Genomic DNA, 20,371 nt, shown 5'->3' with positions numbered 1-20,371 from the left:
TTGGTCGGCTGTTTATATCTAGGCGCACAGTCCGCTTTCAGGGCTTTTTTTGTGCGTAATCCTTCCGCATCTGCGTCTTATGGCAGAGCTGAAGGGGGACACTTTCGAGTGTGCGAGTCACCTAGATTACTCGTCGACCAACCCCCTTTTGCTTTGCCACCATATCTCTTGGTCGTGATAATTGGCAAAGCTTCTATAAATCTAGGAGCGCATTAATCATGAACGCTAAAGTTAAAATTTCAGAACAAATTGTCCCTTTTTACAGTGCTGCAGATGTAATAAGCGCTTACTCACTTGCTCTTGATACTACAACTCAAATTCAAACACTGATCGACCGAATTAGAAAAAATGTGGTTTTTCTAATATCCACATATAAGAATGAAGTCCGGGTAAATACATTTGATGAATTAGAAAGTCTAATCTCCATCGCTCGATATCTTTCTGATGATTTCAGCAATACATTCGACGTTCAATGTGAAAAACATCAAAACATAGTTGTTGAATGTGATGCTGGAGATCTACTGGAAGTTTATAGTCTCGCACATGAAGTACACTCTTGGCTTTCATCAACAATCTATGAAATGAAGGTTGAACTAAGTGCTATAAAAAAATCTTCCACGGCACTATGTGATGCAGTTTTCGCAAGCGTAGAAAACCTAATCAATATTGCAGACTATTTATCTGACAATCATAGAAACATGTTCAAGATCGAATGTGAAAAGTTTGAAGCGGAATGGGAGGCTAGCAAAAATGACTAACTCTCCCATCACAACAGAACCTGAGCCTGTTCAAGAAGATAATAACGAAAAACCGATTCCATCCTTTTACGCTGAGTCAGTCAAAATGACTCCTCAGCGCCTCTTAAATGCCGTAATCAAAAATAAGGAGCGGCAAGGAGGATCTAGTGAGCATTGATGCAACCCGTTGGGCTTGGGCTGTTGAAGTTAAGTCTTCTGCTCAACGTTTAGTCTTACTCTCTCTTGCTGATCGAGCTGGTGAAGAACACACTGCATGGCCGAGTATAGATCGATTGGCTAAAGACACTGTGCTGGATAAAAAGACCGTACAGAAAGTTATCTTAGAACTGATCAATATCGGCCTTGTTTTAGATACTGGTGACCGTGCTGGACCAACCAAAAGGGTTCGTGTACTTAAACTTGTTGGAGTCAAAGGCCGTGAGGACTATTCCAAAGACTCACCCAAGACTGATGTAAAGAAGGAAGCTAAAAACAAGGCAAATACACCCAATAACGGGAACATTGAACAAACCCAAAAACGGGATGATTCCAATACTGGTAATGATTCCCAAAACAGGAGTTCCAATGAACCTACCTTGGGGATGCAGAATCTAAAAGAGAATCTACCAATGAATCTCTCCTATCAGCACGAATGGATGCCGAATCAACAACAGCTAGAGACAAAACTTAAAATCGCTGGCCATGAACGAAATCTTGAACTAATTATGGGGTTACCCAGCTTCGAATTTGAGTTGAGCCATTTCAATTCATATTGTGATGGAAAAGTTCAATCAGACTCTCAAAAACTTCATAGATTTACTGCATGGATCATTGATAAATTTGAGCGTTATCAGAGAGCTAATCCTAGTTATGTCAGTAGCGTTTCAACTCAAACTGAAGCATTAACTCAGCCATTTTTTGATTTGAATGATCGCAAGCCGAAAGGCTTATTAGGGAGCACTTAATGAATACAACCAAACCAATTCATAATGTGCAAATCGAACAAGCTATCTTGACTGCACTTATGACAGTTGCAGGATCTTACGCTCAGATTGAGAGCTTACTTACAGAACAAGATTTCTATGCTACTCGCCATAAATTGATCTTTAACGCGATTTCAGATCTTGATTCAAAAAACTCTCCATATGATGCGGTGTTGGTGCAGGAATGGCTTGAAACGAGAAATAAAGCAGAAGAATACGGCGGTGAACCATATCTCATGCAAATGATGAGTGATGCACCGTCAAGCTACTATAATTTAATTTCGTATGCTGAAAAGCTGAAGGATCTGACAGCTTGTCGCCAAGTTGAAGCTGAAGCATTTAAGATCATCCAACAAGCAAGGCAATTAACAGTAAGCCGTGGTGAACTGGTCCAAAATGCTCAAGCTGCTTTTGCTGATCTTAATACCGAATCAGCAAGTGAATCTCTATTTCATATTCATGATGCTGCTTCAAATACTTTCCATGAAATCAGCCGAAAGATGGAGGCTGCTATTGCTGGCACCACTTTAATCAACGGCATTCAAACTGGTATATATGATCTTGATAAGAAGCTCGGCGATGTTGAACCAGGATGTCTTTTAGTCGTTGCCGCTCGTCCAGCGATGGGGAAAACAACAATGATGCAAGTGATTGCAAATCATGTTGCTGTCGTTCAGAAAAAGCCTGTACTGATCATGTCCGGAGAGATGCCAAAAGAACAAATTGCGATGCGCCTTTGCTGCGCCGTGGCACCTGCTGATATTGGCTTAGTGCGAAATACCCCTCATTTATTACACCAAGAGGAATTTACAGCCTATACCAATGCAGTTGTGATGTTAAAGAGTGTGGCGATGCATATCAATGATACCTCTCGTCCATCAATTGCGAGCATCCGTGAGTCTATCCGTAAAGTTAAACATGAATATGGAACAGTTGGTGCCGTGCTTGTTGATTACCTACAGATCATGAAAACAACCAAACCTTTTGCTCGTGAAGACTTAAAAATTGCTTATTTCAGCGGCGAACTAAAAGCCATGGCAAAAGAGTTTGAATGCGTAATTGTCCTCTTATCTCAACTTAACCGTGACCTAGAAAAGCGTCCAAATAAACGTCCTATGCTCTCTGATCTACGAGAATCAGGAGCAATTGAACAGGATGCAGATCAAATTGTCTTTCTTTATCGAGATGAGATCTATCACAAAGACTCGCCCTATCGCGGTATTGCAGAAGCAATTGTCGGAAAGAACCGCCACGGTGAACCAGGCACCGCCTATATGCATGCTCAGCTCAAATACTGCCAATTTTCAAATTTAGACCCAGATGCATTACATCAAATTCAACAAGGAGCATCTGTATAATGTTTGTTGATAATCTCGCAATGGAAGAAATTAAAACGAATAAAGCTGTTCAGGCTAGATTCATTAATTTAAGAACGCAGAAAAAAGTCAAAGAGTTCATTGTGAAGCAACGTGGATATAAGCGACCTGATTTCAATCGGATCATCTTAGATTTATGCAATCGATGCGGCTGGACCCATGAAAAAATAGCATTTGTATTACCTGTCTCTGGAGCATCAACCGTAAGTGAGTGGGCGCGTGGTGGCACTCCAAACTTTGAACACGGCGAAGCGTTAATTGAACTTTGGAGAGCTGAAACTGGCATTGAAAGAGTGCCACGTGAAGGTGAATGGCGGACTTATAAATATGAAATCGGGCAACTGGATCTACTTAGTAATCCTCGCTAGCTACTCTAATTAGCACTTATTTTATGCTGTAACGCACCCCTCAATAATGATGTAATGCACCCCAATTTAATTCTGTAATGCACCACTTTTGGGTGGTGTAATGCACCATGGTTAAATACTGTAACGCGCCTTTTTCATTCTGTAACAGTAGACTTGAGTAGCGTTTAATCAAAATTAGGCTGATGAAAATACTGCCTGTAAATGCTATCCCAATCAAGCCAGACTATTTTGAAGCCCCCATAAGTGAATCTAAATCATCCAATTTTTTCTTACTAAACATATAACGACTGGAACTAAATAACTGTAAAGTGCTACATAAAACTGGAAAATTTTATCCATCTTGCTCTGTAACACTCTCGATTAAGCTTAGTAACAGATGGCTAAAAATACAGTAACGGACAGTGGAAATTACTGAAACGAACTACTAAACATGCAGTAACAGGCAATCAAAAATACAGAAACAGACGGCGAATTTATGTATTTTTTGAAGAAACAGACATTCTCTAGCTGAGTAACAGGCGATATGATTAATAAACAATCAGCTCAAATACTATTCTCAATTAACTTTAAACTTCATCGGTTGGAAATCATTAGCACTGACTTCTTTTGCCTTCAATAAATCTTTTCTTTTGCCATCGGTAATCAAAACGGCGCGCTTTACTTCAACTGTCCAAGTCCGATCTGCAGCACACATATTTTCTGATTCAATAAATACCTTACCAAATGCTTGGCCTGATATATTTTGAACATCATCAGAATTAAGTTCATCTATAGAAGTGCCTTGAATTTTCCCTGCCTTATCTTTGGCTACTAGATCTAAATACAATTTATCCTGTTCACCCAGAAAATCATGAAGAGTGACATCGATTGCTGCCGAACAAATACCTGAATTAGCGTATGTTGTAGTTACATGTTGTAAGGTGATTGGAGTGGCCAATACTACTGAACTCATGAGTGCAACTAAGGAGAAGGTTAATATTTTTTTCATAAATTATTCATCACATGTTTTTAAAGGAAATACGTAACTGTAAAGTTCTAGAAAATCGCTATTTATTATCTTCATTGAAAATTGTGTGCCATTGACTCTGTAAACTTGGGAAATGCCAATAGCTGAGGAGCAAGCATAATTTTTAATTAATTGACTAAACTTTTCCAAATCCATTTTTTCTGTTAGATCCTTTTTAGTTTCAACTCCTCTTAATGCATAAGTTTGAGCAATTAAAGGTCTGCTTACCACCATGGTTAATAGCTCTGTATCAATGTCAACCTTTCTAGGTAACGTCGAAACCACTTCGTTGGTGATTTGACGACTAATTTCATTAAAACCATCAATATCAATGATTTCATATTTTTCATTCACTATCTTCGCCCTAATTAATGAGCGATCAAATTTACTTTCCGCAAAAACTGCCGTTGGAAAAATTAAAAGTAATATTGATAAAGCCTTACAAAACATTATCCCCTCCTTCTTTTTAATGACATCTGTTATTTTCAAAGCATTAAATCAATTTTCAAACATCATAGTAAACTTAAAATAAAAAAGGAGCCGAAGCTCCTAATTTTATTCTGATAAATCCCACCAGTAGCTATTGCCCAGGTTCTCTAATCGCTGTTGAGTTCGTGGTAAATAATCGGGATCGATCATATTCTGCAGCTTTGAATAAAGCATACGATCAACAACTAGCTTACTGTACCAAAGGTTTTGTAATGGGATATTGCCTTTCAAAGTGTTGGCTACCTCCATCATTCGTGTAGATTCTTTGCCTTCGATAAAGTTATTTCCCATACCGGTAAGCAGCATGCCTAGTTTCATGCTCTGCCCCAACAATGGACCACTGATAAAATCAGAAGCACTACGACCCGTCGGATCTGAAAGAGCTGACATAAGATCACCCAAGAATGAAAGACCACCACCCTTAAGAATCGATTTACCAAAGAAATCTACGGTGAAAACTGGTTCTGGACTCTTACCATTTGCCAAGTTCTGAGTCTGTACGATCAATGACCCTGCCAATGTTTGATAAGCCAGAAGAGAAGCTAGGAATGTGGCTCTGCTCTTGATATCGCCCTGTGCAAATGCACGGTGTCCTATGCGGAACATATAAGCTAATGGAAAGCCTTTAAACTGGAATAAGGTTCTGCCCAATTCACCCTGAATAGTTCCCGCATCACCAAAATTGATCAAGCTACGCTCCCGTACTCCAGCCTCAATGATTGCTACCGATTCCTCATTGAATATATGAGTCTGGTATTTCATTGCAGCTTTATAGCGTGTATCTGCCAGTAGCTCTTGCTGGCGAGGAGTGATTGAATTAGCTAATCGCTCAACAACTTGGCTACGCTTTTCCTGACGTTCAGCTACTTTTGAATGATAGTCTGCAAACTCAGTATCCAATTCATTCACACGCTTATCGAGTTCTTTAAATTTCTGTGCAATTGCTTTATTGGCAGTACTGTCTGCACTACGCATTTTTGCACGCAGCTCTGTTACACGGCGCTCCGCATTACCAAGTCGATAACCTAAGGACTCTGCTCTATTGCCATATTGACGCGCATTATTTTCAATGTTTCTGCGAGTCGCTTCAGAAGCATGATCAGAGTGTCTACCTTCCTCTACCTGTTGCAGGAAGTCATGAATCCGATTCGACTGCTTTTCAACCTGAAGAAATTTATTAATATCTGACTGAATAGCAGCAGCTTCTTTTTGTGCATCAAGCAAATCAATCCTGTCTTGAAGGGCCTGTTTTTCTGATAATGCTTGTGCATCCTTACGATTAGCATAATCCGCAAGACGTTTTGACAACTGGCGTTTTACATCATCGATTCTTTGAGCCTTATTTTCGATACGTAGATCATCTTCAGCATTACGGCGATTTAATTCAAAGATTTGACCTTCAACATCATCTTTAAGTGCCTTTAATTCTGGTGATGCAAAGCTAATAATCACATCATCTGGCGCATTAAAAAAATCATTCTGACTAAGTACTATTGTTCCATCTTCGCGTTTGCTTGGTTCCAATTGCTGCCATAGCTGCCAATCACGCTCTGTAATGCCATTCCCTTGCAGTATTTTAAGATCATCTGCACCTAGATCCTTCCAATCCGTTTTGCGTGTCATCTCAGCAAGTTTATTCATGTGCACCAAATTAATGGCTCGCTTCGCTCCAGCTGTAACAGCGTTCAATCCCGATAGTTTCATCGTTGTTGCAGCAAAAGCTTGCATACGCGCATTAAAACGACCTGATTTGGTGGCACTACTTACAACATCGGCATCACCAAAGCGAGACATAGAACCAGCCATTTCACTAATACCTAGACCAAATCGCAATGCTTCGTCACGTGTAGCACCCTGCTTTAATTGCTTCATGTACTCAGGAAGAACTGACTTCGTATAGGACAACCCCAACATGTTAGATACTTTCTTCATGCTGGCATGATCGCCAAAGGTAGTTAATGTGGTACCACCTAATTTTGCTGAAACCATCAATGCACGTAATCCACCCATGACATTTCCTAGAGTCGAATCGATAGCACGAGTAGTTGCATCCAGCGTGTTATACATCGACAGTGCGCGACTAACCTGCTTATCGATTTCGCCGTGCTTTAACCCATTGTCAGGATCGGCTTTCAGTTTAGTTTTAGCCTCATCAAGCAATGACTCAAATGTATGCCGCGGGTTGGAGCCAAGGTTTTGCATCATAGCAACCTCAGTGCTCATGCGCTGAGTGTGGTTTTTTAGAATTTCATGAAAGCCTGTTTCATTGTAGGTTCCATACTTTTTCTGATATGCCAACCAAGCATTGCCATCTTTAAAGTGTAATGCTCGGGCTTCCTGGTGCCGATTCGCCATTTTTGAGCGACCACCTACAGGTGATGCACTTGCCTTTGCTTGTTTGGCTAATACTTTCAAGTCCTTATTGGCACCATTTGTAGCAACGGTTTTATAAACCTCCTCAAGCATGGAGTTGATCTCTACATCATCCATCAACTCACCAGTGTCTTTAACATACTGGTTTCGATCTAAGCCCGATAATGTGTCCTTTATCCATTCAGCCTGATCAGTTAAAGCAACCTTCTTCTGATCATGCGAAGTCATAAAGCCGTAGTTATCCAGCTTTTTAATATTGCCACCCGCTCGATTGAATGCCAAACGCATTTCTTCCAAAGTGGCGCTTACTTCCTTCGCCATGGCCATAATTTCTGGATTATCAGATTTGCCACCAAACATGACTCTAATGATGTCATCGGTCATTTCCTTATTTACAGACATTCCAAAGCGCTCTTGTGTTTTCGTAAACACATCAGCTACTAATGACATCCAGCGGCTATGCAGAGACTGTACTTGCTTTTCTATAGATTGAATACCGCTCTGATCTGAGAAATAAGCAATCTTGCGCATTAAAGCTTGAACAGGGTTCAATTTAGAATGATTGAAAATTTCATTCTGTAATTGAGCTTTAATCACTGCATCTCGCGCAATGTTTTGATTGTTTTTGGCAATTTGAATTGCAAGATCAGACGCCGTTTTCTGTGCAATCGCTTCTGCTCTTTCCGCAGGACTTTTAAATATCCAATCAGGATCAGTTCTAGCCAAAGTGTTCTGCGCACGAACATAAAGTGATGAAATGCGATTGCTATCTGCTGCACTTAATTTTCGTTTGCCTAGTGCTTTTGCTACTTGTTCTCGACATTCAGCTCTCATGCTGCTTCACTCCCAAATTTTAATGCACAGCTTGCCAATGCTTTCACTGCCTGAATTTCATCTTTTGCTATTTCTTCTTGCTCTTTGACATAGTCCAGTAAATCGCTTGAGGACATCGTGACTATCTCTTCATTCCCATTTTCATCAATCCGAGTGAAAGTTATTTCCATATCTGGATTGGCTTCCATAACAGAAATAGCCTCACGACCATCGGGAGTCTCTGTAAACGATCCATACTCACCTCTACTGGAAGTTGTCAGATCAGGAGCACCATTAGCTCTTGATGTACTTGGTTTCCAGAATTCTCGTTCCATTGCTTGAGCTGCTTTATTCTGCACGGCGCTGAGTTCAGGCTTATCTGCTCGGGCATGGTCAGATTTTGCAAATAGATCTTCTCCATTACGCATAGCTTTAACAGAAGCAATAGATCCATCCTGATTCACTTGGCGTTGGAATGTGGTATTTGATGTTTTGTGGTGCAATTCTTGAAACACAGTACCATCGTCAGCAATATTTTCTCGCTTCAGATAGTTCGATGACCGGGTAGAAACCCAATTGTCCTGTCCCTCTGTAAAGGGTTGCTGATGAGGGTTTTGATTATCTGCAGCATTAATTGGAATATCACCACCGGCTTGGATATTTTGATCGATCTCAGGCTGTAATTCATTTGGGAATTGATCAACATCTTGCTCCAAGGTATCAAGTGTTCTGATTGCACTGTTGCTGGGACCAGTTAAATCCACCTGCTGCTCAACATATGGAGTACGATTTAAACTGCCATCATATGGCTGATAATAATCAGTAGCTTTCAGATACTCTAAATCTTCCTTGGTTAACGACGAAGACAACGAATCAAATTCTTCTTTTAGCGAATTAACGTCACTTTCATCAGCGCTAAGAACAAATGGCATTGCTTCAACTTCAGCATCAGCTTGAGATCGATAGACGGGTGGACTAGAAATGTCTGATTCAAACTCTGGAAACTCTGAATCACTCCCCCGTATTGCAGATGACTCTATAGAGTTAGATCCAGTTCCTACGCCCTCATATTGCTTGGCTATTTCATTCCACTTTTTCTCATATTTAGCTTTAACCTGACCAATGGTCATGCCATTAAATTGATGTGAAGAAGTAATAACCTCAGCAATTTGACGAGCTGTTTTCTTCTTGGAGTCCTTACTCCATCGCGTTGCTACATCAACAAAAAGTTCATCGTCTTTGGCCTTCATAAAAACAGGACCACCGCCCTCACCAAAGAAATGCATATAGTAGAGTTCTAGACCACTCGGATCTCGGTTGAACTGGCGCTGAAAGACCTGAGCATTGTGCTCGTAGTAATTCAATCCTGCTTTAATCTGATCATTGCCATCAAACTTATTCTTACCTCCCATTCGTGCGAATGTGTCATCCAAGGTTTGGAAAAGCCCTGTAGCAGATGAAAGCACTTCACCTTTGGCATTCTTCGGCTGTATTGATGTACTGAACGATCCGCCAGTTTCGAGATGCGATATGACCAAAGCATCTAGAGGATTAATACCGCGTTTAGAAGCTTCTTGAGCGATTGTTTTAGCCCATGGCTTTTTATCAAATATTGGTAAAGACAGATCACCTGCAGGAGTAGACTTTTGATGTTCTTCAGTCTTCACAATGGCAGGCTTAACAATAGATTTAGGTGTGCCTGTAACTGGTAGCTTTAAGCTAACCAATTCATCATTCAATGCACTTTCTAGCGCACTATCCAGAGCATCAAAATGAGAGTTAGCATCTTTGGCGGTACCCGGTGTAAATGGGTTCATCCCTTCTGCATGCTCAACATTCGCTTGGATATGTGCAGCGTCATTCATCCCATCGACAGTACTGTGCTCTTTGACTTGATCAGGACGTAGCTTCCCCTTATTCGCCCAAAGGTTTAGTAACAAGGCCATACCGCCATTTGTAGCTAAAGTGGATGGACTTAAGGCATTTTCTTTCAGCGATTCCCCATATTGCGCAACTGCCTTGTTTTGATGATCCTCAAGATATTTCCCTTCTAGGTAATCACCTGCCGATCCTGCACCAGTGGCAATAGCAGTAGTTGCGACAGCATCCGTCAATGCTGACTTTGCAACGCCGTGAGTCGGAACAGCAAAGCCTATCGCATCGGTTACCCCTTTGATGGCACCTGCCGCTTTAGCAGTCTGAACATCGGCACCTTTATTGATTAAGTCTGCCTTTTCAGCCTCATAAGTTTGGAATCCAAAGAGGCCAGAATTTAAAGCTAAACCAGGTACACCACCTGATCCCAAGGTTGCCACGGCGTTCCACCCAATACGAGTAAAGTCCTTAGTCAACCCATATGTAAACTCACCTGCACTCCCCAAGTCATCAGGCTTAAATATCTCAAGGTTTTGAGCTCTTAACGAAGCTGCTTTCTTATCCCCACGAATTAATGCATCTGGTGCTGTGGCAGCCTCAATTGTGCCCATTGCTACGCCAGAGATTGTTCCTAATGCACCATCAGCTATAGCGCCACGTTGGCTTCTAGGCTTAAATCTTGGGTCATCCTGATTTAATGTGAGTTCATCATCTGCTAAAAAATCCATAGATCACCTCATCGAACCGTAAAAGTTAATCGTGTTTTGCGTTGTTTGTCGTTTACATCCATGACGTACTTTGTCCCATTTTTAAAATAGTACTTATACGGATTATTTGGATCTTGCTCTAAAGGCAGATCTAGAAAGAAGTCTTTGTCAGAACCACCATACGTTCGAGAGTTTCTCGAGTTGAATGCTTGTAGTTGATCATCAAACGATTTTTCACCGACTGTATGTGGTCGCAAAACAACAGATTTAGAGCTGAAGAAACCACCAGACGTATACTTTCCTCCTGTTACATTGAGGATTGCCTTATTGAACAAATCTGTATCAATGGTTTTATTGACGATACTTCCCTTTGTGTCTGAGACCTGACCAGACTTTTGCAACAAGTACGCATAATTAGCTTTGACAGACTCTAAATAAATCTCAAAATCAGGTTTGCCTGGAGTCGTAACGCCGTATAGGTAATTAGCTGTTTGAAGTCTTAAGGCATTGTCATCTACTTTAACAAGATGCTTATCCAGTAGATCTTGCCCAGTGACAATTTGCCCAGCGATATCATTCAGTCCTCTACGACCTAAGGATGCCGATAAGCGATAAGCACCGCTATCTCCCGCCACACTTTTGATCATGTCTCGAGCTGCATTGGCATTGCCTGCACTAGCATTAAACAAATTCGTGAGCAGAGATAATTTGTCCCCCGGTTTAGCTTTATCCCAATAGGCTTTTAATTCTGATTGCTGTTGAGTCGTCAAAGGATTCAATGAGCCATATACACCAGTGCCAGTGTTATTCGTCTGTAGCATTTTGATGTTTTGAGTCAGAGCACTAATCGCTTGATGATCCCCAGCAAGGATTGCATTTGTAGGAATAGCGGTAAGGTCTTGCCCTGTTTTAATTGAATACGCCAAAGTCGAGTTATTCTTCTCATAATCCAGCATATTCTCATGGGCATTGGTTAATAATTTAAGATTCCAACTCGCATCTTGAGGATTATCTTGTGCTGTATTTTGGGCTGTAGAACGCTTCTTCGATAAATAGGCTTCACGTTGATCTGGGCCCAAGCGCATAAACTTTTGAACTTCCACCAAGGAATTACTGTATTGATAGAATTCAGGCTCATAGCTTGTGCCTTTGATTTTAGACAAACGTTCCTGCAGGACTGATTCGCTCGGAATAAAACCCGTTTCTATATCAGATCGCATCGCGCCGATTGCATCCTTGGCATCAGACTCAATTTTGCGTTGTTGTTGCTCCACGGCGCTTTGATTCTTGTCTATTTGGGTGGCAATCCGATTCCCCCAATAAACAGCTTGTTCCTGCGTCAGATTAGGATACTGCTTGATAATAGCTTCTGGATCGACCATCTGCTCAAGCTTAGAATTATCTGACTTATTCCCTAAGTAGAAGGTTGTGACATCATTAGAAGCACGTTGATTCTTGTACTCATTGAATTCATTCTGAACATGTGCAGCTGGTAAACCTTTTGATTGGGCATATAGTGTTAGACCGTTAAATACGTCCTTTTCTGTAGCATTACGATCTTTCAGATAATTACTGGTCATGCTCTTCATTTCAACCAGACCTTGTTGCTGGTCTGCTTTCTGAGCTATAGGTAAATACTTAGAGGCACTTTGATATGAATGCTGTTCAAAATAGTTATTAAAACTTTGTTCGAATTGCTTTGGTACAGTCGTTTTATATTGATCTTTAATAGTCTTCAGACTGTCTTGTCTTTGTTTTACAGCCTCTTCATAGGTTAATTGATTGCTCTGCATTTTGATAAGCAGATCATTATCAAGCACACTAATATCCGAACCGATCTTAGAGGACTGAAGTGCAAAATCTGCTTTGTCTCTTTTATCCTGCTCCTCCTTTAACTTATCATCGTGAGCTTGTATTGCCCCACCAATCGCATTTCCAATTGAAGATAGACCAGTCATTGGGGTGTGCTGTTGCAATGTAGGCTGAGATATTTCTCTACCTCTTGAACGCGGTATTAACATTTTTGTTGTCCCATAAATCTATTGAATTGATTTAATGTAAGACATGCTAAATACTCAAAAAATGGGTGTATATGACCATAAAAAAAGGAGCCTTAAAGCTCCTTATCTTTTAATCCATTTCGATGTTCATCCAACAACCTAAGTTGCAATCGAATACTATGTGCATGGTCATGTATGTCTTGGGCATAGGATAAGGCGGACTTCTTGTTATGTCTCATTTCATCTGACATATCTATCAGCTTTTCCATAACATCAACCAAGTTATCAATTGACTCATTTAATAATTTTGACTCGTTCTGGCTCACTTTATCCTCGACATACACTTTTTATTTTCAAGAGTTTATCTTGATCTGAATTTAAGAACAGGTCTAGGAATATTTCTGCTACTTGGTCTACCAGCACTAGTTCGTTCTAATATTTTTCTAATAAAATCAATTTTTTTTACGACTAAGGATAGCTCCAGACTAAATGTATTCCTGTTGAGAAGACGTTTATATTCAAATTGTGGATTTAAATAATGCGCCGTGACAATAAAAATATTTGAGGTGCTATTAATTGCTGCTAAAGCAGATCTCAACGACTCATAGTAAATATCTTTAGGCTTAATTAAATTTAAAATTAAATGATTTAACTCATCTAAGTAATTCGCTATTGCCAGTAATTGATTTACAAAATCTTCTTTAAACAACTGATTAGAATCCAAGTAATAAATTTCTGTTTGGAAATCCTTAATAGTCATCTGAATAGTGCTACACAGCTCGCGAGCTCGGTCAATTTGGCTGCCAACCACTGGTTCAGCTAATTTCAGTTTCGATCCCATTTTCATTCCTCCAGTTGTTATTTATAAAATGACGGTCTAAACGGGGGATTTCACATAATTCCTTATTTGTTAGTGACATCCAAAGCTCAATCATTGAATTACCATTGTCATAATTCGGGATTCCCCCTCTTGCCCATTCTGAGACTGTACTTGCTCCAGAAACTGGTAAGACAAATGCAATCTTTTCAGCAGTCATTCCATGAAATTCATAAAGTTCTTTAATCATTACAGCGAAATGAGGAGCTAAATAGGTTTGAAGATTCTTATTCAAGAAAAGGTTTTTTGGCGTGTTAAAGCAAAACAGTTCAGCCAGCACACTCATTCTTCACTCCAGGATATTTTTTGTTATTAAGGCTTATTCCTCGATCTTGAAAAATGGGTATATACCAAGCAAATTTTATTTGGTTGGTATAAGCACAAATTAGATAAGATGGCATTAATCGTTCAAAACAATTAAGGTGGCTACGAACCACATATCCCGACAAAACGCGCGCGCGCGCGAGGGAGACTGCAAAACACCTTTATTTCCACTATTTTCAGCCATAAAAATTCATGTCTTGGCTGAAGTCTTCTACCCTCTTTTCGATTTAGGACTGCAATTACACGGCGATTGCAACTAAGGCTTATCAGATTCAAGTTGTCACATACCCCAAATCGTCCTGAATGCTCCTAGAAGCTCGCTATTTGTTTCCATATACATTGGGATCATTTATTCCAATAAAGTCGCTCTGAGATCAAATGAGTTAAAATTAGCGTTGTACTTTTTATTGTGCTTAATTCTTATTGTTTGAAATGGAGAATATACGCTCTTCGTATTTCATTCTCCATACTGCTTTACTTCTCTCAATTGATCATAGATCAGCTTAAATTTCTCTAAGAGAGAATGATCGGTTCAATGGTCGGTTCATTGATAGATTCTGCATCCCGTTTTTGGGATCGTTCAAAATCCCGTTTTTGGGTACATTCAAAACCCCAGAATTGGGAATATTCCCGTTTTTGGAATCATCCCAAAATTGGGTTTGTTCTTCGCTGGATGACAATTCAAAGAAGAACTTCTTTGGGAGCATCATTAAAAATACGATTTCAAAACTTCGTCTTGCATTTAAATAGATCAAACAATAATCTTTATTTTTATATTTTTCGATCAAGCCAAAATGTCAATTCAATCCATATCTTCAATTATTACAAGACTTAATAAAGATCTCGCCGATATCACTCACCGAATGAGTTTAGAACAAAAGAAAATAGCTGATACAAATGCTAAATTAATCCAAATTCAAAAATCCATAACCAACAATATTAGCCCCTCTTCTCTAAACTCTAAACTGTCTGAAATAAGCCGCAAAGAGCAGGAACTTTCTAAATATCAAATCAAGGTTGCCGAGCTTCAAAAAAAGAAAACAGACATTCACAATAAGCTGCTTAAAGAAAATCAGAACTTAGCAAAAGCTGAAGAGCTTGAAAGAAAAAAATTGGATGCTCTAGCTAAGAAGCAGCAAAAAGAAGAAATTGAACATCAGAAAAAGTTAAAACGTGAAATCGATGCAATTAAAGCATCAACACAACATATCACGAATGTTACCGCATCTCCTTATCTCGATTCGGTACCAGAAGTCGAAGTTGAATACGATCTATTTATTTCACATGCTTCAGAAGACAAGGATGATTTTGTACGACCTCTTGCTGAGACATTGCAACAGCTTGGCATCAAAGTATGGTACGACGAATTCTCCTTAAGAGTTGGAGATAGTCTACGCAGAAAAATTGATAGTGGCCTCAAGAACTCTAGATATGGAACTGTTGTACTATCAGAGGCATTTATAAAAAAAGATTGGACCCAGTATGAATTAGACGGTTTAGTTGCTAGAGAAATGAATGGGCACAAAATGATATTGCCAATTTGGCACAAGATATCCAAAACCGATGTAATCGACTACAGTCCTAATCTTGCTGACAAAGTTGCATTGAATACCTCTATCAGCACTATCCAAGAAATTGCAGATCAGTTAGCTGATGTCATATTAGAAAGGAAATCTTAAATTTCAGCTCTTTTTCTTTTACTGAATCTTAAATATAGAGTTGAGGAATAATTTCAATTATTCCTCAACTCACTATCTCTTAGACATTATTCATATAGCATTTTGATGTGGTAACAGCATTCGAGGATTAACAATTTGATGTGGTAACAGCACAATTTTGATGTAGTAACATGATCAAAGTATAAAAAACAAGCAAAAGTACGGACATCAACCTACCATTTGGCCATTATGTATTTATTACTTTTAAATATAAAAATTTGGAGTACTACAGCATGTTCAAACAAAAATATATCATTACTGTTGAAAGCGAAATACCACCTAAAATATGCCTAGGAGACACGATATACGGCGCTACTGTTGTTTCGCTTGAAGTAGAACAATATCCAGATCTAGTTGACTTGGCATGGCTAACAAAAAGATTTCCTTTATCCAGACAAACCCTGGCAGCCAAACTTGAAATTCTTAATTTGGGCGGCTCACGCAAGAAACTCTATGACCCCAATGTTGTTATTCCTTTTCTTAAAATGGACATGAAAAAGAGAACAGGTCGACCAAGAAAGAATTAATCAAGCATTATAAAAAAACTTCCAAATTATTGGAAAGCTTTAAAAAAAGCGTTTAAAAATAAGTTAACTTATTTTTAATAGTATTGGTACCGCTCAATGGGGGATTTAAATGACAACGGAGAAGAATAAATATTCTGAACTTCGTTTTGGATGGACTGGCACAAAACGTTATTTTTCAAACTTCGGTAGGAAATGTGAGAAAAGTTTTTACTCTATTGCTGAATATCTTGGTGTTTCCATTCTGACAGTTGTAATGACTCAAATCAGATGGATTTACAAAGATAATATTCTTATTGATTTCACACAAGCTGATTTTATCCACTATGCTTTAGTTATATTGAGTCTAGCCTTAATAGCATTTGGAAGAACACATAAAGGAAAAGATTTCAATAATTTATTATTAGAAAAACAGAAATTTGAAGGTAGTGATAAAATAGCTAGAACCTTATCCGAAGAAAATGTAAAAGCTAAACAAGACTACTCTGACCTACATTCTCGTTTTTTAAAAAATTGGTTAAAAGCTAGCCTGTATGCACTAAAGATTGATACTCCAAGCCATCGTGTAACCATATACGCATATACTAATGAAAATAATTTTCTATACTTATCCCGATATTCTCAAAATACATCTTACACTGCCTTACATTCAATATCTTTTCCTATAAATCAAGGAGTAATTAGTGAGGCTTGGAGAGTTGGAAAACATGTAGATATTGAAAACTGCCCTACTTTCCATTTTGACCCAGAGGAATACATTGCATATATACAAAAAAATTATGGCTACACATCTGAAAAAATAAATTCATTAACGATGAAATCCTGTCAATATGTAGCCACTACAGTCAATGATGAACAAGGCCCAATTGCAGTAATTGTTTTTGAAAATGATGGACGAACAGATCAAAGGATAACAAGCCAAAAGGTTACACAAATTATGAGTTACTGCGAAACCCATAATCCTCAGTTAGTTTCCTATATAAGAGAAGGCATTAGATGTAATACTTTGGGTTTAAAGAAAAATGAAACCGATAGAACTCATATTTCTAAGCTTGAAAAGGAAATGCTTAATAGATTTCAAGAAACTGAAGGAGGTAAGAGATGAATTTTCTAGCTCAAATTATCGCTTATTATTGCCTTCATTATCCATATCCAGGGGAGCTTTCTGATGCTCGTTTGACTAAAATGGTATATTTAGCTGATTGGTTTTCATCCTTATCATCAGGGGAACAATTAACTAATATTCGCTGGTACTTTAATCATTATGGTCCATATGTTGATGATGTTATTGACGAGGTACAATCTTCATCAAACTTCTTTCAAGTGAATACTGAAATCAACTATTACGGAAATTCAAAAAAGTTAATACGCTATATGGGGAGAGAATCTCTTGTACAACTTGATAATTTTACAATACATATTTTAAATACTGTTGTTGAAGAAACAAAGCATATGTATTTCAATGAGTTTATCGATTTTGTTTACTCAACCTATCCTATCGCTAAAAATGATAGATATGCTTATTTGGATTTAGAAGAACTAGCTCGAGAATGTCAATCTCGTAATAGATTAATAGATAATGAAAAAAAGCGCCCTTAGGCGCTTTTTTCATTTGTTAAACTACAACAGGTTTATCTGGATTACTGGTAGTTAATGATGATTTTGTAAATGCCTGCCCTTGCAATTCATTGTTCTTTGTAAACCAAGTACACCAAACATAGTCAGCACTACCAGCCTCAGTAATAGTCATTGCTGGACCACCTGACTTTAAATAAACCACCTCACCTTCTTTAAATTCGTTCATTTTTATTCCTTATACAACAATAGTTATATGATTTCTGCCAATCATAGCAAGTCCTTCCAATTGCGGACCTAATAATCCTTTAGCAGAAATTGTTAAGTGTGCATTTCGACTACTCGCTACTCTTGCAAACTGTTCGAGTTGAGAACATAGATAAATATTTTCACTTTTTGAGAGATCGATATTCGCGCCGATACTTAATAATGATTCAATTTGACTAGCTAATAAAAGCATCAATACTCCTTAAATATAGTGTCTTCTTTTAAAGTCTTTTAAAGCAACTTCGAATGAAATTCTAAAAGTCCCAATTAGTGTAATCCAAGGAATAATACCTTTTATAAATAACGGGATAGTTTCCATATTCATAGAAATTTCACCCAACAGCCAAAATGGTGTAGGCGGAAAAAATATTCCTAAAATTGCAGCAAAAAGTACGCCGAATGAAAATACAAAAAATGTTCTTTGAAATACAAGTAAGTAATAGATAATCATAATAAAACTCCATTGTTCATTTTTGGAAAGCACACAAGCACAAATGCCTGTGCGCCAGATCACTTAAGTTGCACATGGAACCAGAAAAGCCCATGCCTCATATCCATACTCATGCGCATCCAACACCTTGCCAGAATTGCCTCGTACTTTACGGAATCTACAAAAGATCCATTTCATGCCTTTCGGCGGTTCTTGAGTACCTAACTTCTTAAGCACATAGCTCACCTCCTCTCCCAAGGAGATTTGAAAAGCTAACTTAAATGATCTACAATGAAGTTCTGACGCTTTATAGTAGTCATCTGAGTAAGCCGAATAGCCCTTGGGTGTACTATCCGAAACTGATATGAGAGATAACTTTCATATCGGTTTTTTCATTTTAAAGAACTAAATTTATTTCTAGCTGCTTTATAGCCAACTTTGAATTTTTCTTGAATTTCATCAATAGACAAATTAATACATGCTTGTGTTGGCATAAGTAACTCTGCCGCAAACGTATCAGCTTGCCATTCAGAATCTTCATAATGCTTATGCCTGACTGCGCCACGTGCTAAGGCAAAACCTTCATGAAGAATTAAGTGCCCTATTTCATGTGCTACAGTAAATCGCGCACGGCGATGTTTTGGATCAGACACATTGCATAAAGCATCATAAGTATCTGCACGAAGAATTATGGTCATAGCATCTGGATTAGTTAAAGCCTCAACATCAGGCATATCCTCAATTTCCCAGACCTCTAAAACGACACCTAATTCATGCAATCGATGTTCTAAGCCTCGACTTAAATCTATTGACTGATTTAGTGACAGTTTAAAAATCTTGTCACGAATAATGAGTGCTTTTTGTTTTATGCTTTGTTTACTTAAAGGCGCGACTTTAACACCTCTAGGCATACATCCAGATGTCATATATCAATTCTCCTCAAGAATTTTTCTAAGTTGCGCCATATTCAAAGTATCGTCCTGAATTCGTCTAGCAAACATCAGAGCAATTTCTGCTTCTTCTGGACTATTTGTTCGAACAGTAACATTATCAACACTTTGACTTGCGGCATGTGTAAGCAAATTTTCCTCTACTTTACTTAAACCTAATGCGTTTGTAATTTTTGTAATTAATTCAGCACTTATTGGCTTTTTTCCTGTTTCCACAGCTGATAAGAAAGCTGAACTAACGCCAATTGAAGTCGCTAGTTCATTAAGATTGGTATCATAATCAATCCTAAGTTTCCTAATCGCTTTTCCAAAATCTGTTAGTTTAGACATTTTCGTAACCCTATTGCGTTACCCATTCATTATTGAAAGAGTAAATACTTTTTACAGTATTTACCAATCGTATATTAGTTTTAGCTTTAATTCAACATGCAGGATAAATAAATTAACCCAAAGGTTAAATTTATTAATATTACTACTAAGAAGAGACACCGTACCATGAAATCCAACTATACAGATTTAGAATCGGAACATTTACTTCTCTTTTTGATCAAGCAAATCTGTCTAAGAAAATGTCAGAACAATTTTTATTGATTTCAATATCTTGCTTTTTGATTCATTCGCTTTATGTCAAAACCTATGTCGAAATAAGCAAGATTTCTTCCTTGTTAAGCAAGCAACAAAAAGCCTAATCATTTGACCTAGTTTTAAAATCTGGGTGGCGGCATTCAACTGAAACCAGTAAGAATAAGAATGTTGCCATAAAAAAAGGCCTGCACTACGGATAAGTACAGACCTAACTCTGGAACTACCAGCGCGAGAAATTAGTCACAATTTTGCATAAATGTGAATATTCTCGCAAGTTAAAATTTATTAAATATCAATACATAGCCAACAAGAAATAAATTCTCAATTTGCACTTCTAATCCTGCTTTTATAATATCCAACCACACATCATTAAACCTAAATCTAATGTCAGAAC

21 protein-coding genes are annotated in these 20,371 nt (G+C 38.4%); 8 read left to right on the top strand and 13 right to left on the bottom strand.

Annotated elements, in window-relative coordinates; genetic code table 11:
• The first annotated feature begins 218 nt into the window (after positions 1 to 218).
• The 4 genes from MKI85_RS12340 to MKI85_RS12325 all read left to right on the top strand — a co-directional run bounded on the left by MKI85_RS12340 (position 219) and on the right by MKI85_RS12325 (position 3,464).
• A complete protein-coding gene (locus MKI85_RS12340; RefSeq protein ID WP_241628027.1) occupies positions 219 to 758 on the top strand; it encodes a hypothetical protein in 540 nt (179 codons plus the stop codon).
• 146 nt (positions 759 to 904) lie between these two features.
• The gene (locus tag MKI85_RS12335) at positions 905 to 1,702 is read left to right on the top strand and encodes a helix-turn-helix domain-containing protein (RefSeq protein WP_241628026.1); all 798 of its coding nucleotides are present in this window, start codon (positions 905 to 907) and stop codon (positions 1,700 to 1,702) included.
• Positions 1,702 to 3,078, top strand: coding sequence for a replicative DNA helicase (gene dnaB / locus MKI85_RS12330; protein ID WP_241628025.1), 1,377 nt, complete (start codon positions 1,702 to 1,704; stop codon positions 3,076 to 3,078). Before MKI85_RS12335 ends, dnaB begins: the two co-directional genes overlap by 1 nt.
• Complete coding sequence (locus MKI85_RS12325) at positions 3,078 to 3,464, top strand: hypothetical protein (RefSeq protein ID WP_413351240.1); 387 nt, start codon at positions 3,078 to 3,080, stop codon at positions 3,462 to 3,464. The genes dnaB and MKI85_RS12325 overlap by 1 nt, the downstream gene beginning before the upstream one ends.
• A gap of 556 nt (positions 3,465 to 4,020) precedes the next feature.
• Here the strand turns inward: MKI85_RS12325 and MKI85_RS12320 are convergent.
• The 7 genes from MKI85_RS12320 to MKI85_RS12290 all read right to left on the bottom strand — a co-directional run bounded on the left by MKI85_RS12320 (position 4,021) and on the right by MKI85_RS12290 (position 13,890).
• Complete coding sequence (locus MKI85_RS12320) at positions 4,021 to 4,452, bottom strand: hypothetical protein (RefSeq protein ID WP_241628024.1); 432 nt, start codon at positions 4,450 to 4,452, stop codon at positions 4,021 to 4,023.
• Between the two features lie 3 nt (positions 4,453 to 4,455).
• Entirely contained in the window at positions 4,456 to 4,920 is a 465-nt protein-coding gene (locus tag MKI85_RS12315; protein WP_241628023.1) for a hypothetical protein, read from the bottom strand.
• Positions 4,921 to 5,025: 105 nt separating this feature from the next.
• Positions 5,026 to 8,166, bottom strand: coding sequence for a hypothetical protein (locus MKI85_RS12310; RefSeq protein ID WP_241628022.1), 3,141 nt, complete (start codon positions 8,164 to 8,166; stop codon positions 5,026 to 5,028).
• Positions 8,163 to 10,748, bottom strand: coding sequence for a hypothetical protein (locus MKI85_RS12305; protein ID WP_241628021.1), 2,586 nt, complete (start codon positions 10,746 to 10,748; stop codon positions 8,163 to 8,165). The genes MKI85_RS12310 and MKI85_RS12305 overlap by 4 nt, the downstream gene beginning before the upstream one ends.
• A gap of 8 nt (positions 10,749 to 10,756) precedes the next feature.
• Positions 10,757 to 12,748 (bottom strand): hypothetical protein, encoded by a 1,992-nt coding sequence (locus MKI85_RS12300; protein WP_241628020.1) that lies wholly within the window; start codon positions 12,746 to 12,748, stop codon positions 10,757 to 10,759.
• 340 nt (positions 12,749 to 13,088) lie between these two features.
• Positions 13,089 to 13,568, bottom strand: a complete 480-nt coding sequence (locus MKI85_RS12295) for a hypothetical protein (RefSeq protein ID WP_241628019.1) — start codon at positions 13,566 to 13,568, stop codon at positions 13,089 to 13,091.
• Positions 13,543 to 13,890 (bottom strand): hypothetical protein, encoded by a 348-nt coding sequence (locus tag MKI85_RS12290; protein WP_241628018.1) that lies wholly within the window; start codon positions 13,888 to 13,890, stop codon positions 13,543 to 13,545. Before MKI85_RS12290 ends, MKI85_RS12295 begins: the two co-directional genes overlap by 26 nt.
• A gap of 832 nt (positions 13,891 to 14,722) precedes the next feature.
• Between MKI85_RS12290 and MKI85_RS12285 the strand changes: the two genes are divergently transcribed.
• From MKI85_RS12285 to MKI85_RS12270, 4 genes are all read left to right on the top strand, one after another.
• Entirely contained in the window at positions 14,723 to 15,607 is an 885-nt protein-coding gene (locus MKI85_RS12285) for a TIR domain-containing protein (RefSeq protein ID WP_348637242.1), read from the top strand.
• Between the two features lie 272 nt (positions 15,608 to 15,879).
• On the top strand, positions 15,880 to 16,173 hold the full coding sequence (locus MKI85_RS12280; protein WP_241628016.1) for a hypothetical protein: 294 nt from the start codon (positions 15,880 to 15,882) through the stop codon (positions 16,171 to 16,173).
• Between the two features lie 109 nt (positions 16,174 to 16,282).
• Complete coding sequence (locus tag MKI85_RS12275; protein WP_241628015.1) at positions 16,283 to 17,275, top strand: hypothetical protein; 993 nt, start codon at positions 16,283 to 16,285, stop codon at positions 17,273 to 17,275.
• The gene (locus MKI85_RS12270; protein WP_241628014.1) at positions 17,272 to 17,769 is read left to right on the top strand and encodes a Panacea domain-containing protein; all 498 of its coding nucleotides are present in this window, start codon (positions 17,272 to 17,274) and stop codon (positions 17,767 to 17,769) included. Before MKI85_RS12275 ends, MKI85_RS12270 begins: the two co-directional genes overlap by 4 nt.
• A 16-nt stretch (positions 17,770 to 17,785) precedes the next feature.
• Here MKI85_RS12270 and MKI85_RS12265 read toward each other — a convergent pair whose 3' ends face one another.
• The 6 genes from MKI85_RS12265 to MKI85_RS12240 all read right to left on the bottom strand — a co-directional run bounded on the left by MKI85_RS12265 (position 17,786) and on the right by MKI85_RS12240 (position 19,722).
• Complete coding sequence (locus MKI85_RS12265; protein ID WP_241628013.1) at positions 17,786 to 17,974, bottom strand: YodC family protein; 189 nt, start codon at positions 17,972 to 17,974, stop codon at positions 17,786 to 17,788.
• Positions 17,975 to 17,983: 9 nt separating this feature from the next.
• Positions 17,984 to 18,205 (bottom strand): hypothetical protein, encoded by a 222-nt coding sequence (locus tag MKI85_RS12260; protein ID WP_241628012.1) that lies wholly within the window; start codon positions 18,203 to 18,205, stop codon positions 17,984 to 17,986.
• A 9-nt stretch (positions 18,206 to 18,214) separates the two neighbouring features.
• Positions 18,215 to 18,463, bottom strand: a complete 249-nt coding sequence (locus MKI85_RS12255; protein ID WP_241628011.1) for a hypothetical protein — start codon at positions 18,461 to 18,463, stop codon at positions 18,215 to 18,217.
• 63 nt (positions 18,464 to 18,526) lie between these two features.
• Positions 18,527 to 18,679 (bottom strand): hypothetical protein, encoded by a 153-nt coding sequence (locus MKI85_RS12250; protein WP_016165484.1) that lies wholly within the window; start codon positions 18,677 to 18,679, stop codon positions 18,527 to 18,529.
• A 155-nt stretch (positions 18,680 to 18,834) separates the two neighbouring features.
• A complete protein-coding gene (locus MKI85_RS12245; protein ID WP_241628010.1) occupies positions 18,835 to 19,368 on the bottom strand; it encodes an ImmA/IrrE family metallo-endopeptidase in 534 nt (177 codons plus the stop codon).
• 3 nt (positions 19,369 to 19,371) lie between these two features.
• The gene (locus MKI85_RS12240; protein ID WP_241628009.1) at positions 19,372 to 19,722 is read right to left on the bottom strand and encodes a helix-turn-helix domain-containing protein; all 351 of its coding nucleotides are present in this window, start codon (positions 19,720 to 19,722) and stop codon (positions 19,372 to 19,374) included.
• Positions 19,723 to 20,371 lie beyond the last annotated feature (649 nt).

The sequence above is a fragment of the Acinetobacter zhairuonensis genome (assembly GCF_022601715.1).
Taxonomy (GTDB): domain Bacteria; phylum Pseudomonadota; class Gammaproteobacteria; order Pseudomonadales; family Moraxellaceae; genus Acinetobacter.
Note: the sequence above shows the minus strand (reverse complement) of the source record. Positions and strands in the feature narration are given on the sequence as shown.

Excerpts from the sequence above, each read along its gene's own strand:
- MKI85_RS12320 (WP_241628024.1), bottom strand. The coding sequence starts at position 4,452 with ATGAAAAAAATATTAACCTTCTCCTTAGTTGCACTCATGAGTTCAGTA.
- MKI85_RS12265 (WP_241628013.1), bottom strand. The coding sequence starts at position 17,974 with ATGAACGAATTTAAAGAAGGTGAGGTGGTTTATTTAAAGTCAGGTGGT.
- MKI85_RS12255 (WP_241628011.1), bottom strand. The coding sequence starts at position 18,463 with ATGATTATCTATTACTTACTTGTATTTCAAAGAACATTTTTTGTATTT.
- MKI85_RS12300 (WP_241628020.1), bottom strand. The coding sequence starts at position 12,748 with ATGTTAATACCGCGTTCAAGAGGTAGAGAAATATCTCAGCCTACATTG.
- MKI85_RS12285 (WP_348637242.1), top strand. The coding sequence starts at position 14,723 with ATGTCAATTCAATCCATATCTTCAATTATTACAAGACTTAATAAAGAT.
- MKI85_RS12245 (WP_241628010.1), bottom strand. The coding sequence starts at position 19,368 with ATGACATCTGGATGTATGCCTAGAGGTGTTAAAGTCGCGCCTTTAAGT.
- MKI85_RS12305 (WP_241628021.1), bottom strand. The coding sequence starts at position 10,748 with ATGGATTTTTTAGCAGATGATGAACTCACATTAAATCAGGATGACCCA.
- MKI85_RS12270 (WP_241628014.1), top strand. The coding sequence starts at position 17,272 with ATGAATTTTCTAGCTCAAATTATCGCTTATTATTGCCTTCATTATCCA.
- MKI85_RS12275 (WP_241628015.1), top strand. The coding sequence starts at position 16,283 with ATGACAACGGAGAAGAATAAATATTCTGAACTTCGTTTTGGATGGACT.
- MKI85_RS12325 (WP_413351240.1), top strand. The coding sequence starts at position 3,078 with ATGTTTGTTGATAATCTCGCAATGGAAGAAATTAAAACGAATAAAGCT.
- MKI85_RS12240 (WP_241628009.1), bottom strand. The coding sequence starts at position 19,722 with ATGTCTAAACTAACAGATTTTGGAAAAGCGATTAGGAAACTTAGGATT.
- MKI85_RS12315 (WP_241628023.1), bottom strand. The coding sequence starts at position 4,920 with ATGTTTTGTAAGGCTTTATCAATATTACTTTTAATTTTTCCAACGGCA.
- MKI85_RS12290 (WP_241628018.1), bottom strand. The coding sequence starts at position 13,890 with ATGAGTGTGCTGGCTGAACTGTTTTGCTTTAACACGCCAAAAAACCTT.
- MKI85_RS12295 (WP_241628019.1), bottom strand. The coding sequence starts at position 13,568 with ATGGGATCGAAACTGAAATTAGCTGAACCAGTGGTTGGCAGCCAAATT.
- MKI85_RS12280 (WP_241628016.1), top strand. The coding sequence starts at position 15,880 with ATGTTCAAACAAAAATATATCATTACTGTTGAAAGCGAAATACCACCT.
- MKI85_RS12260 (WP_241628012.1), bottom strand. The coding sequence starts at position 18,205 with ATGCTTTTATTAGCTAGTCAAATTGAATCATTATTAAGTATCGGCGCG.
- MKI85_RS12340 (WP_241628027.1), top strand. The coding sequence starts at position 219 with ATGAACGCTAAAGTTAAAATTTCAGAACAAATTGTCCCTTTTTACAGT.
- MKI85_RS12310 (WP_241628022.1), bottom strand. The coding sequence starts at position 8,166 with ATGAGAGCTGAATGTCGAGAACAAGTAGCAAAAGCACTAGGCAAACGA.
- dnaB (WP_241628025.1), top strand. The coding sequence starts at position 1,702 with ATGAATACAACCAAACCAATTCATAATGTGCAAATCGAACAAGCTATC.